This window comes from Alsobacter sp. R-9 (genome assembly GCF_054612375.1).
Map to the genome: position 1 here is coordinate 398,329 of NZ_JBTSWJ010000003.1, position 12,547 is coordinate 410,875.

Consider the following 12,547-nt stretch of genomic DNA (forward strand, 5'->3'; position numbering starts at 1 on the left):
CGCGCCGTGCTCATCTGTGGATCGCGGACCCTTGGCAGCCGTTGTCGGCTGCGACAGAACTATCGAAGGGCTCGCGTAGCGTAAAGCGAGCCACGCAGCGAAGGGAGGCCCGGACGCCATGCTTGTTCCGGCGGACACTTACGACGATCTGCGGCGCCGCTTCTCGTGGATCGTGCCGGAGCAGTACAACATCGGCCATGACGTCTGCGACCGTTGGGCCGATGTCGAGCCGGACCGCGTCGCCATCGTGGAGGTCGATGACCGCGGAAACGGCCGGGACGTCACCTACGCGGAGCTTCGCGCGCTGTCGAACCGGATCGCCAACCTGCTGGTCTCGCGCGGCGTGGGGCGCGGCGACAGGGTCGGCATCCTCCTGCCGCAGATGCTGGAGACGGCCGCAGCCCACGTCGCCGTGTACAAGCTGGGTGGTATCGCCATCCCTCTCTTCACGCTGTTCGGCGCCGAGGCGCTGGAGCATCGCCTGCGCGACTCGGGGGCCCGGGCCGTGATCACCAACCGGGAGGGGGCCGGGAAGCTGGTGCCCCTGCGCGGCAAGCTCCCCGACCTGCGGGTCCTGCTCGCGACCGAGGATGGCGTGGACGGAGCCGAGCCTCTGCATGCCGCCCTGCGCGGCTGTCCGGACACCTTCGCGACGGTGGACACGCTTGCCGACGATCCCGCGCTCATCATCTACACGTCCGGAACGACGGGCCTGCCGAAGGGCGCCCTGCACGCCCATCGTGTTCTGCTCGGGCACCTCCCGGGCGTGGAGATGAGCCACGACCTGTTCCCGGTGGAGGGGGACCGGATCTGGACGCCCGCCGACTGGGCCTGGATCGGCGGACTTCTCGACGTGCTCATGCCTGCGCTCCACCACGGGGTGCCCGTCGTCGCCCGGCGGTTCGCCAAGTTCACCGGCGAGGCGGCGTTCGACCTGCTCGCCCGACACCGCGTGCGGAACGCCTTCATCCCGCCGACGGCACTGAAGACGATGCGGGCCGTGCCGGACGTGCGGTCGCGTTTCTCGTTCGACCTGCGCACCGTGGCGAGCGGCGGCGAGACCCTCGGTGCCGAGCTCCTCGACTGGGGGCGCGAGGTGCTCGGCGTCACGATCAACGAGTTCTACGGGCAGACCGAATGCAACATGGTCGTCTCGTCCTGCCAGCGCATCATGCCGTCGCGACCCGGGCTTATGGGACGCGCGGTGCCCGGCCATCGTGTCGAGGTCGTCGACGAGGAGGGTCGGCCCTGCGCGGATGGAGAGCAAGGTGCCATCGCCGTCGCGTCGCCCGATCCGGTGATGTTCCTGGGTTACTGGAACAACGAGGCGGCGACGCGCGCCAAGTTCCGGGGGGAGTGGCTCCTGACGGGCGACACCGGCGTCCGCGAGCCGGACGGCATGCTCCGCTTCGTGGGTCGCGACGACGACGTCATCACGTCGGCCGGCTACCGGATCGGTCCGGGGGAGATCGAGGACTGTCTGCTCCGCCATCCCGCCGTTCGGATGGCTGGCGTCGTGGGCAAGCCGGATCCCCTGCGAACGGAGATCGTGAAGGCCTATGTCGTCCTCAAGGATGGCTTCGCGGGCTCGCCCGCGCTCGCGCGCGACATCCAGGATTTCGTGCGCACCAGGCTTGCCGCGCACGAGTATCCGCGGGAGGTGGCCTTCGTCGGCGAACTGCCGCTCACCACCACGGGAAAGATCGTACGCCGCACGCTGCGCGAACGGGCTCGTCAGGAGACAACCGGCGGTTGATATGCCTGCGAAGCCCTGGCGTCACGGCTCCTGCTTGGGGTCGGGCCGCCGCGGCGCAAGGCAGTAGAGGGCCGTGGCGCCGGCGAGCACGATGGCGAAGCCCGTGTGAAGGACCGCGTAGGTGTCCTGCGGCGCCCACCCGGCGTTCTGGGTCGCCTGCACGAACCGGCCGGAAATCCACTGCACGATCCCGGCGCCGCCGATGAAGACGAAATTCATCAGGGTGACGCCTCGGCCGAGCAGCTGGGGCGGGAAGAACAGGCGCGAATGCGCCATCAGGATGCCGTAGCTCATGCCGAACGCGCCGATGGCGGCGAACAGCGCGACGCTGGCCGTCGCCGACCGGTCGCCCCAGAGACCGAGGGCGGCCAGCATGATCACGGTGACGATGCTGCCTGCCAGGACGGTGATCTTGGCGCTGCCGAGGAAGCGGTCGACGGGGCCGTAGGCGAGCGCTCCAATCGACATTGCAGCCGCCATCAGGAGTGCCGCCTCGCCGCGCGCGACGGCGTCGAAGCCGTGCACGGACTGCAGGAAGGGCGCGATCCAGAGGCTGCGGAGCGCGATGACGAAGGCATAGCCGACGAGCGCGAGCGGCGCGATCAGCCATAGCGGGCGCAGCCGCAGGAGGTCCGTCAGCCGCCCGTTGTCGGACGGCGAGCCGCTCCTCGCCGGCCGCGGCGGCTCCCGCAACAGGACGAGCACGAGCAGGCAGCTCACGGCGGTGACGCCGGCGATCGCCGTCATGCTGGCCCGCCATCCGATGGCGGCGACCGCCCATGCCAGCGGTGCGGCGCCGAGCAGGTTGCCGGCCGAGCCCAGCCCGATGATGAGCGAGGTGAGCATGGCGAAGCGTTCGGGCGGATAGGCCCTCCCGAAGACATAGAGGCTTCCCATCAGCACCGGTGCACAGCCGATGCCGATCAGGGCCATGGCGACGAGTGCTCCGGCGAAGTTCGTCACCGTCGCGAAGAGCGCCGACCCGGCGACCGCGGCCAGCATGAAGCCGAAGATCGTCAGGCGAGCGCCGAAGCGGTCGAGCGCGATTCCCACCGGGAACTGCGTCAGCGCGAAGCTGATGAACCAGACGGCCGAGAGGTCCCCCAGCTGCCGGGCGTCCAGCCCGAGGTCGGCCGTCAGGTTTCCCGCGACGATGGCAAGGAAGGCCCTGAAGAACTGGCTCAGCGTGTAGGCGAGCAGAAGGACGATGAAGGCGGTCATGCCGGGGCGGGGGGATCGAGGGCGCAACTGCTCCTCTTATCCCCCTCCCGCTCCCACGGGAAAGCCCCGCGCCTCAGAATCATGCGGACCATGCCGCAGGCGCAGGCATAAGGGTCAATCCGTATGCTGCTTCCGGAGCCGCTTAAGAATTTATCCGTGTTTCTCGTGTGAAATACTATCAGAAGGCGAACGTAAGATCAGCAGTTACATCAATTTGAGCAATCAGATCTTGTGCGGCTGAGAATATCATCAGCAGGCTTGACAAAAATCAAAGGTGACGCATGCCAGATCGTCTTGTCACGTTCCAGACCGATGGTCGTGCCTTCGGGATCGACGTGTCTGCGGTTCGCGAGATCCGCGGCTGGCAGCAGACCACGCCCCTGCCGAATGCATCGGAGCATGTGCTGGGGGTGATCAACCTGCGCGGCGCGATCGTTCCCGTCGTGGACCTGCGCCGCCGTCTCGGGCTCGGTCCGACCGAAATCTCCCGCGCCAGCGTCGTCATCGTGACGGACATCGGCGACCGCCTCGTCGGCGTGCTCGCCGATGCGGTGTCCGACATCGTCGACGTCAGCGAAACAGAACTTCACGCGGCGCCGGCCCTCGACGGCCACGGCGACGAGATCGTGCGCACCCTGGCCGTCAAGGGCAGCTCCGTTGTGGCGTTGCTCGAGCTTCCCTCCATCATGAACGGATGACAATGACGTCGATCCCGCTCAAGCCCGTCCTCCTCCTCCTGTCCGCGTCGACGCTGGCGCTTTCCGCCGCCGGAGCATGGCTGGCGAGCGACGCAGGCATTACCCTCGCCGCCGGTGCGACGATCGCCGCCCAGGGCCTTTGCCTCGCGGTCGCCGGATGGCTCGTGCAGGCGCGGCTGATGGGCCCGGCGGCGCGCCTTGCCGCCGCGAGCGGCAACGCCGCCGGCGGCCTTGTCGGCGTCGAGGCCAGCCTTGACGGGCTGAAGACGGGTTCGGTCGACGCCACCAGGACCTACGCCGCGCTCAACACGGCCCCGACGAACGTGATGCTGATCGACAACGAGTCGCGCATCGTCTTCATGAACAAGTCGGTCAAGACGCTGTTCCGCACCTACGTCGCCGATTTCCGCACGGCGTTTCCGCAGTTCGACCCGGACGCGATCCTCGGCAAGTCGATGGGCCTGTTCCACAGGAACCCCGCCCACCAGGAGCGCATGATCGAGCGGATGAGCCAGCCGCACGTCTCGCGCATCCGCATGGGTGCGCGTACTTTCGATCTCGTCGTCTCGCCGATCCTGTCGGACGCCGGCGAGAAGATGGGCGCGATGCTTGAGTGGCGCGACATGACGGGCGAGGTCGCGATCCAGACGCAGGTGGCCGAGGTGGCCCGCGCGACCGCGCAGGGCGACTTCTCGCGGCGCATCCCGCTAGACGGCAAGTCCGGTTTCATGCACGACCTGTCGGTTGCCATCAACGACATCAGCACCGTGATGGACGAGGCGACAGGAGAGATCACGACTGCCATCTCCCACGTCGCCGCCGGCGACCTCACCCACCCGATCACGCGCGACTATGGCGGCAAGCTCGCCCTGCTGCGCGACGCAGTGAACGAAACGATCGGCCGGCTGAGCGACACCGTCGCGACCATCCAGACAACTGCCGTCGATGTCGCCGGTGCCGCCCGCGAGATCAACGCCGGTGCCGACGATCTCTCCCGCCGCACCGAGGAGCAGGCATCCTCGCTGGAGGAGACGGCCGCCACGACGGAGGAACTCGCCGCGTCGGTGAAGGCCTCCGCTCAGTCGTCCCGTCAGGCCGTCGACCTTGCCGAGGAGGCGATGAAGGTCGCCGAGAACGGCGGCTCGATCGTGACGCAGGCCGTCGAGGCGATGACCCGCATCGAGCAGGCGAGCCAGAAGATCTCCGACATCACGTCGGTCATCGACGACATCGCGTTCCAGACGAACCTGCTGGCTCTCAACGCCGCGGTCGAGGCGGCCCGTGCCGGGGAGGCCGGGAAGGGCTTCGCGGTCGTTGCCAGCGAGGTTCGCACGCTGGCGCAGCGCTCGTCGGAAGCGGCCAAGGACATTACCGGGCTGATCTCGTCCTCGACCGCCGAGGTCGCGCAGGGGGTGAAACTCGTGCGCTCGGCCGGCGACGCGCTCGGCCGCATCGTCGACGCATCCCAGAAGGTGGCCGGGACGGTGAGCGAGATCTCGGCGGCGACGAGCGAGCAGGCCAACGGCATCGACGAGATGAGCCAGGCCGTCGCCCACATGGATGAGATGACCCAGCAGAACGCGGCTCTGGCCGAGGAAAGCGCGGCGTCCGCCGCGTCCCTCTCCAGCCAGATCCAGCGCCTCAACGACCTCGTCGCGACGTTCCGCACCAGCCAAGCCGGCGCCGTGCGCGGCAGCGCGACGCCCACGAGCGAACCCGACAGGCTGCGTCGCCTCGCGGCGGACGCCTTCGCGGAGGAGCCGCGCCCGTCGGGCGCCGTGAGGCCCTCGCCGAGGCCTTCGGCAAGGCCGGCCGCCAAGCCGGCTGCGTCGCGGCCGGCCCCTCAACCCCGTCGTGCCGCCGGAGGCGGGGGCTGGGAAGAGTTCTGAAGGTCAACAATTCGTCGCCAGGAAGCGCCCGGAACCTCGTTCCGGGCGCTTTTCTTTTCCGGCCCATTAACATTCTGCCTGCAGGTCAATCACGCTGCACAAGCAATAGGCAAATAGAGTCTTGCGGATTGCATAGCCACTCAGCGCCTTTTTAACAAATGCTCTGTACAAACCCCGGAAGTTATTTCAGGGGCACACTATGCCATCGCTTGTATCTCGGTTGAACGTGAACAACCTGGGAATTGGCGCCAAGATCGGCGTGATCATGGCACTCACCAGCGTGCCGCTAGGCCTGATGGTCTGGCTCTTCATCGCTCAGGCACGCAAGGAAATTGCATTCTCCGCCGCCGAGGTTGCCGGCATGGCGGCCGTCGAGCCGCTCTGGAAGGCCCATTGGGCCGCCGGCGCCCCCGTTCCCGTTCCCGCGTCCCTCGCGACGGCCGGACGGGACCTGACGGCGAAGGCCTCCGGGAACGAGGAACAGTTCAAGGCCGGTACCGCCACGCGCGCGTTCGGGCAGGCCCTCGTCGCGCCGCAGGATGGCGTCGACCTGCTGTCGCTCGGCAAGACGGCCATCCAGAAGGTCTCCGACGGCTCGAACCTGACCCTCGACCCGGACGTCGACAGCTACTACCTCATGGACGTCACGACCGTCCGCCTGCCCGAGCTCGTCGCTGCGGCGGCCGAGCTGCGCCAGTCGGCGGCGATCTACTTCCAGCCGGGCGCCAGGCCCAGCTCGTCGGACTTCGTCACCTTCATCCGCGCGGTCGGCCGCTTCGAGGCCGCCGCGGATCCTGTCCAGAGCTCGCTCGCCTCTTCGATCGGCGGCAATGCAGACGGCTCCGCGCAGAAGGCCCTGGAGAGCAAGGCCGCGCTCGTGAAGAAACTCAGCGCCGCGCTCCTGAAGGCTGCGCTCGACGTTTCCGAGCAGGTCCAGAAAGGCCAGCCCACGGCCCAGCTGAAGGCACCCTTCGACAAGGCTGACTCCGATCTCCATGCATTCGCCGGCACCTTGTGGACCGGCGCCGCGGGAGAACTGAACCGTCTGCTCGACACCCGCATCGACGGCCTCCAGTCGAATGCCGTGCGCCAGCTCACCATCGCGGGCGGCATCCTGCTCATCGCCGTGCTGCTCGCGTTCTTCATGGCGCGCCGCATCCGCGGCGAAATCGGGGACGTCGTGGACGCGCTGCAGCGCTTCCGCAAGGGCGACTACCGCTTCGAGGTCGCACACACCGAGAAGCCAAACGAGACCGGCGAGATCGCACGTGCCCTGAAGCGCTTCCAGGACCTCGGCGCCCAGCAGGCGCTGACCATGGCGGCGCTCGACGGCTCCTCGACCATGCTGATGATCACCGACCCTGACGAGAAGGTCGTGTTCATGAGCGGGTCGCTTCTCAACCTCTTCATGCAGCTTGAGCCGACATTCCGCGCCGCGCGCCACGACTTCTCGGTCGAGAAGATGTTCGGAGAGCACATCGATTACTACAATCAGAACGCGAACCTGCGCCGCGAGCTGATCATCGACGACGGCAAGGTGCGCAAGGTGCGCCTGATGGTCGACGGCAAGACCATTCTCGTCGACATGAGCTACATCTACGCGCCCGATGGCGCCCGCCTCGGTCACACGCTGCTGTGGCACGACACCACGGCCGAGCTCGAGGCGCAGATCGAGATTGCGCAGGTTGTCAGTGCGGCCGCCGAGGGGGACTTCTCGAAGCGCCTGGACATGTCGGGCAAGACCGGCTTCGTCCGTGACATCTCCGAGGGCCTCAACAAGGTCTCCGGTACGGTGCAGGCCGCCGTCGAGGATTTCGCAGCGGTGATGGGCGCCGTCGCCTCCGGCGACCTCACGCGCCGGGCGACGAACACCTACCGTGGCGTCCTCGGAGAACTCCAGGCCAGCATCGACGATACGATCGACCGGCTGTCGGAGACCGTGACGACGATCCAGACGACCGCGGTCGACGTCGGGACGGCCGCCACGGAGATTTCGAGCGGCGCCGACGACCTCGCCAAGCGCACCGAGGAGCAGGCCTCCTCGCTCGTCGAGACGGCCTCCACCGCCGAGCTTCTCTCGGCATCCGTGAAGGCCTCCGCACAGGCCTCCCGCGACGCGGTGGGCCTCGCGGATGGCGCGACGCGGGTCGCGGAGACGGGCGGCTCCATCGTGACGCAGGCCGTCGAGGCGATGACCCGCATCGAGCAGGCCAGCCAGAAGATCACCGACATCACGTCGGTCATCGACGACATCGCCTTCCAGACGAACCTTCTCGCGCTCAACGCAGCCGTCGAGGCGGCCCGGGCGGGCGAGGCCGGCAAGGGCTTCGCCGTCGTGGCGAGCGAGGTCCGCACGCTGGCGCAGCGGTCTTCGGAAGCAGCCAAGGACATCACGGGGCTGATCAACACGTCGACCGCCGAGGTGGCGCAGGGCGTGAAGCTCGTGCGGTCGGCCGGCCAGGTTCTGGGCGAGATCGTCGAGGCGTCCAAGAAGGTCTCGACGACGGTCACGCGCATTGCCGACGCCGCGAACGAGCAGGCGAGCGGCATCGGCGAGATGTCGACGGCGGTGGCCCATATGGACGAGATGACTCAGCAGAACGCGGCACTCGCCGAGGAGAGCGCAGCGTCCGCCTCGTCACTGTCGAACCAGATCCGACGGCTCAACGACCTCGTCGCCGCGTTCCGCACCCAGGGCGGTCACCCGGTGGCCCCGGCGCGACACGATGCCGGCCCTGCGACGCCCGAGCCCGAGCGTCTGCGCCGCCTCGCGCAGGCCGCTTTCGGCGGCTCCGGAAGCCCCTCGCGGGGCGAGCCGAAGCCGGCGAGGACCGTCGATCCCAAGCCGGTCCGTCGCCAGGCGGCGGGTGGCGGTCGGTCGACCGGCGGCTGGGAAGAGTTCTGAAAGCCAAAAGTCTTCGCGTCAGGCGCGCCGGAGCGGCTCAGACCGGCTCCGGCGCGTCGATCGAGATGACCATCGTCCGCACGAAGCCCTCGCCGGGTTCGAGCCGGATCATTCCGGGCTTGTCGGTGATGTCGCCGTCGAAGCCCTCCGGGCAGTGGTGGCCCTGCCACGGCTCGATGCACAGGTAGGGCGCGCCAGGCCGCATCCACAGGCCGAGATGCGGGCAGTCCGGGAAGTCGGCCCGCACGCCGCCGAGGCCCGGCCGGCCGAACCACACGGACCGGCTCCGCACCGCATCGAAGACCATGGCGTCAACCGCGAACAGGCCCGGATGCAGGTGCAGCGTCCGGCCGTCGAGCTCGTTGGAGAAGGTCGCGCGCGTCAGCCGGCCATCGACGATACGGCGGATCGGGGCGGGTTCGTCCTTCTCGAAGCGCACGACATAGGCGTCCTGGGCACCGCCTGGATCGTTCGGCGTCGGCCACTGGAAGCCCGGGTGAAAGCCGACCGACGCCACGCCCGTCCCGGTGCCGACGTTCGTCACCTCGGCGCGCTGCGTGAGAATGCCGTCGGCGACCGAGAAGGTGACGTCGAGCCTCATGTCGAACGGGTAGCAGCGGCGCGTCTCGGCGTCTGGATCGAGCCGCCAGCGGCAGGATGCGGCGGTCGACGACACCAGCGAGAAAGCGCGCTCGGGGGCGTAGCCGTGCCCGCGCGGCATGGGATAGTCGTGGCCCTGGTGCCGCAGGATCCCGTTCGCGCACCGGCCCACGACAGGAAACAGCATGGGCGCCTGGCGCGGCCAGGAGGCTTCGTCACCCTGCCAGAGCCACTCCCGGCCACGGGCATCACGGAGCGAGAGCAGTTCGGCGCCCTTCGCCCCGACCGTGACGGCGAGGAGGTCGTCCCCGAAGCTCCAGCTGTCGGCCATCTGCGCCTCTGTCCTTACAGGTGCGCCAGCTGCAGGCAGGTGATCGAGGTGCAGGCGATGCCGTAGGCCAGCATCGCGAGAACGGCGAAGCGCCGGATGGCCCGATCGTGACCGAGAGCGGAACGGATTTGCTTGGATTCGCTCGACATCGCTGCCTCCTGCATAACCATGAAGACAGAATGGCGGGCCGGGCGCCAGAGCGATGTGCGCCGGCGCACACGGCTCACGCGGTCTCCGCGTCCCGCAGCACGACCACGCGCGTCCCGGTCGGGACACGGCCGTAGAGGTCGATCACGTCCTGGTTGATCATGCGGATGCAGCCGGACGACACGCGTGTGCCGATGGTGCTCGGCTCATTGGTGCCGTGGATGCGGAACAGCGTGTCCCTGTCGCCCTGGTAGAGATACATGGCCCGCGCGCCCAGGGGATTGTCCAGGCCCGGCGGCATGCCCGAGGCATAGGGCTCGAGCTCCGGCTGGCGACGGATCATCGAGGAGGGCGGCGTCCATGTCGGCCACTCGCTCTTGCGCCTGATAGTGGCCGCTCCGCTCCACCCGAACCCTTCCCGACCCACGCCGACCCCGTAGCGGATGGCCTGGTTCCCCGGCTGCACGAGGTAGAGGTACCGGTTGGGCGAGTCGACGATGACGGTGCCGGGCGGCTCCCGCCCGCCGTAGTCGACGACCCGGCGCAGGAAGTCCGGGTCGACGTCGTAAAGGTCGACCGCCGGGACCGGATAACGCTCGCCGGGAATCTCGGCGTAGATGCGCTCGAAATAGGGATCGATGACCGGCAGCATCGCCGTGGGCTGCGGGCGGGGCTGTGACACGCAGCCGCCGAGGGCGACGGGCAGTCCCAGCAGGAAGAGGCGTCGATCGATCATCAGGCGCTTGTCCATTCTCTGTTCCGGCTGCCGTCAAGCGACAACGCGGGCATTCGGTTCCCGTCCGGCGTTGCAACCCATGACTGTGGCTGCAATGCGGAAGCTGTGCCGACGTCAGCCACAGAAGTCGAGTGCCGTTGCCGTGAGGATGTCGGCGAGCTGCCGGACGGAGGCGATCTCGGCCCATTCCGTAGCCGCGTGCGCCCCGCCCCCGTCGGCACCGAACATGACGCAGGGGATGCCGGCCGAGGCAAGGATGGCGCAGTCCGTCCAGAACGGTTCGCCCCGCCAGACCGGCGGCGTCCCCAGATGCGATTGCGCCGCACGCGCCAGCGATGCGACGACCGGTTCCGTCGGCGCAACCTCGAAGGGCGGTCGCTCGAGGCTCATCTCGATGCGCCAGCGCAGGTCGGGATCGTCCGCCGCAGCCGCGGTCATGATCGCCTCCAGCTCCGCGGCGAAGAGCGCGCCCGTCTCGCCCGGAATGGTCCGCCGCTCCAGCCCGATCCGGCACTCGGCCGGGTAGCTCGACAGCTCCTGCCCGCCGCTGATCAGCGAGGCGTGAACCGAGCCGCTGCCGAGGAGCGAATGGGTCGGGTGCGCCCGCAACCGGCGGTCGAGCGCTTCGATCCCCACGAGAAGGTGTCCGGCCTTCGCGATGGCGTCGATCCCGAACTCGGGCCGGGATCCGTGAGCGGCGCGCCCCTCGATCACCACGGTGGCCCACACGAAGCCGCGGTGCGCGACCGTCGGTTGAAGGTGGCTCGGCTCGGTCACGATGGCGGCGTCGGCCCGGAAGCGCGCGGCGACCTGCTCCGTGCCGAAGCTCGCATACTCCTCGTCCGCGACGCAGGCGACGAGGACGTCGCCACGCACGCCTGCAGCGGCCACGCGCTCCGCCGCGACCATCATGGCCGCCACCCCGCCCTTCATGTCGAACGAGCCGCGGCCATAAAGCCGCCCGTCGCGCTGTACGGGCGCCAGAGCGTCGCCGTCGTAGCCCTGCAGCGTCACCGTATCGATGTGGCCGTTGAACATCAGGCTGCGGCCCCCGCCCTTGCCGCGCGCGATGCCGACGACCGAAGGTCGACCCGCGACCTCCTCGACGAGGTGCACCTCGAAGCCCCGCGCGTCGAGCCACTCGGCGCAGAAGCGCGCGATGGCCGCTTCGCCCCGCGCGCCGGGCACGAGGTCGGGATTGACGCTGTCGATGGCGACGAGGCGGGCAAGGAGTTCGACGGGATCGCTGGGCATGAGGTCCTTCATGGGAACGGTCACGGCGTCAGCCATTGCCGGATCTGGTCCGGCGTCAGGTTGCCGCCGCACAGGATGGTGCCGACACGCCGGCCTGCGAAGCGGGCAGGATCCGCGAGAATCGCAGCGAGACCTGAGGCGCCGGCCGGCTCCACGACGAGGCCGAGATGCTCGTGGGCGAGCCGCATGGCCCCGACGATGACGTCCTCGTCGACCGCCAGGACCTCGTCGACAGTCCCCCGCATCGTGTCCAGCGCGTAGGGCACCGGCACGCGCACCGCGATGCCGTCGGCGATCGTCGGGGCGTCCTCCGTCTCGACGACGCGGCCGAGGTCGAAGGAGAGCTTCATCGAAGGCGCCACCGACGCGACGACGGCGATGACCTGCGTCCGCGGCGACATCGCCTTGATCCAGGCGCCGATGCCCGTGGCGAGCGCCCCGTTGCCGAGCGGCACGACGACGCACTCGAGATCGGGGGCATCGCGGAGCATCTCCAGGGCGATCGTGCCGGCGCCCTCCGCGATGGCCGGCTCGTCGCCGTCCACCACCAGCCGGCCCCCGCCGCCCTCGGCGAAGAGCCGCGCGGCGGCCTTGGCCTCGTCGAAGTCGTCGCCGACCTGCCGCACCTCGGCGCCGAGCCGGCGCATCGCGGCCACCTTCAGCGGATTGGCGTTCACCGACGCAAACACGACGATGGCACGTCCGGCCGCGACGGCGGCGCGGGCGAGCCCCTGTCCGAAGTTTCCCGCCGAGGCCGTCACAAGCGGTTCGGTCCCTTTGTCCGTCCGGACAAACCAGTCCGTCCCCCGGCCCTTGAAGGAGCGGATGGGATTGAGCGTCTCGACCTTCGCCAGCAGGCTGCAGCCGAGCGCGGCGTCGAGGGCGGGGTTCGAGAGTTGCGGCGAGTTCACGAAGACGGGATCGATGGCCCGGTGGGCTTCGGCGATCCGTTCGTGAGAAGGTGGGGCACGGTGGAGCATGACGGTCCGGTACGGTTGACACGGACCTTC

General features: G+C 68.8%; 10 protein-coding genes. 4 read left to right on the forward strand and 6 right to left on the reverse strand.

Annotated features, from left to right (window positions below; translation table 11 throughout):
- Positions 1-118: 118 nt before the first annotated feature.
- A complete protein-coding gene (locus ACX9GQ_RS07400) occupies positions 119-1,756 on the forward strand; it encodes an acyl-CoA synthetase (RefSeq protein WP_459628862.1) in 1,638 nt (545 codons plus the stop codon).
- Positions 1,757-1,777: 21 nt separating this feature from the next.
- Here ACX9GQ_RS07400 and ACX9GQ_RS07405 read toward each other — a convergent pair whose 3' ends face one another.
- Complete coding sequence (locus tag ACX9GQ_RS07405; protein WP_459628863.1) at positions 1,778-2,977, reverse strand: MFS transporter; 1,200 nt, start codon at positions 2,975-2,977, stop codon at positions 1,778-1,780.
- A 281-nt stretch (positions 2,978-3,258) separates the two neighbouring features.
- Here ACX9GQ_RS07405 and ACX9GQ_RS07410 point away from each other — a divergent pair, with 281 nt between their 5' ends.
- From ACX9GQ_RS07410 to ACX9GQ_RS07420, 3 genes are all read left to right on the forward strand, one after another.
- Positions 3,259-3,675, forward strand: coding sequence for a chemotaxis protein CheW (locus ACX9GQ_RS07410; protein ID WP_459628864.1), 417 nt, complete (start codon positions 3,259-3,261; stop codon positions 3,673-3,675).
- 2 nt (positions 3,676-3,677) lie between these two features.
- Positions 3,678-5,564, forward strand: coding sequence for a methyl-accepting chemotaxis protein (locus ACX9GQ_RS07415; protein ID WP_459628865.1), 1,887 nt, complete (start codon positions 3,678-3,680; stop codon positions 5,562-5,564).
- Between the two features lie 226 nt (positions 5,565-5,790).
- The gene (locus ACX9GQ_RS07420; protein ID WP_459628866.1) at positions 5,791-8,469 is read left to right on the forward strand and encodes a methyl-accepting chemotaxis protein; all 2,679 of its coding nucleotides are present in this window, start codon (positions 5,791-5,793) and stop codon (positions 8,467-8,469) included.
- A gap of 37 nt (positions 8,470-8,506) precedes the next feature.
- Here the strand turns inward: ACX9GQ_RS07420 and ACX9GQ_RS07425 are convergent, their stop codons facing one another.
- From ACX9GQ_RS07425 to ACX9GQ_RS07445, 5 genes are all read right to left on the reverse strand, one after another.
- Entirely contained in the window at positions 8,507-9,400 is an 894-nt protein-coding gene (locus ACX9GQ_RS07425) for an aldose 1-epimerase family protein (RefSeq protein ID WP_459628867.1), read from the reverse strand.
- 14 nt (positions 9,401-9,414) lie between these two features.
- Complete coding sequence (locus tag ACX9GQ_RS07430; protein WP_459628868.1) at positions 9,415-9,549, reverse strand: hypothetical protein; 135 nt, start codon at positions 9,547-9,549, stop codon at positions 9,415-9,417.
- A gap of 74 nt (positions 9,550-9,623) precedes the next feature.
- A complete protein-coding gene (locus ACX9GQ_RS07435) occupies positions 9,624-10,298 on the reverse strand; it encodes a L,D-transpeptidase (RefSeq protein ID WP_459628869.1) in 675 nt (224 codons plus the stop codon).
- A gap of 99 nt (positions 10,299-10,397) precedes the next feature.
- Positions 10,398-11,573, reverse strand: a complete 1,176-nt coding sequence (locus ACX9GQ_RS07440) for a M20/M25/M40 family metallo-hydrolase (RefSeq protein ID WP_459628870.1) — start codon at positions 11,571-11,573, stop codon at positions 10,398-10,400.
- Complete coding sequence (locus ACX9GQ_RS07445) at positions 11,558-12,517, reverse strand: threonine ammonia-lyase (protein ID WP_459628871.1); 960 nt, start codon at positions 12,515-12,517, stop codon at positions 11,558-11,560. Before ACX9GQ_RS07445 ends, ACX9GQ_RS07440 begins: the two co-directional genes overlap by 16 nt.
- Positions 12,518-12,547: the final 30 nt, after the last annotated feature.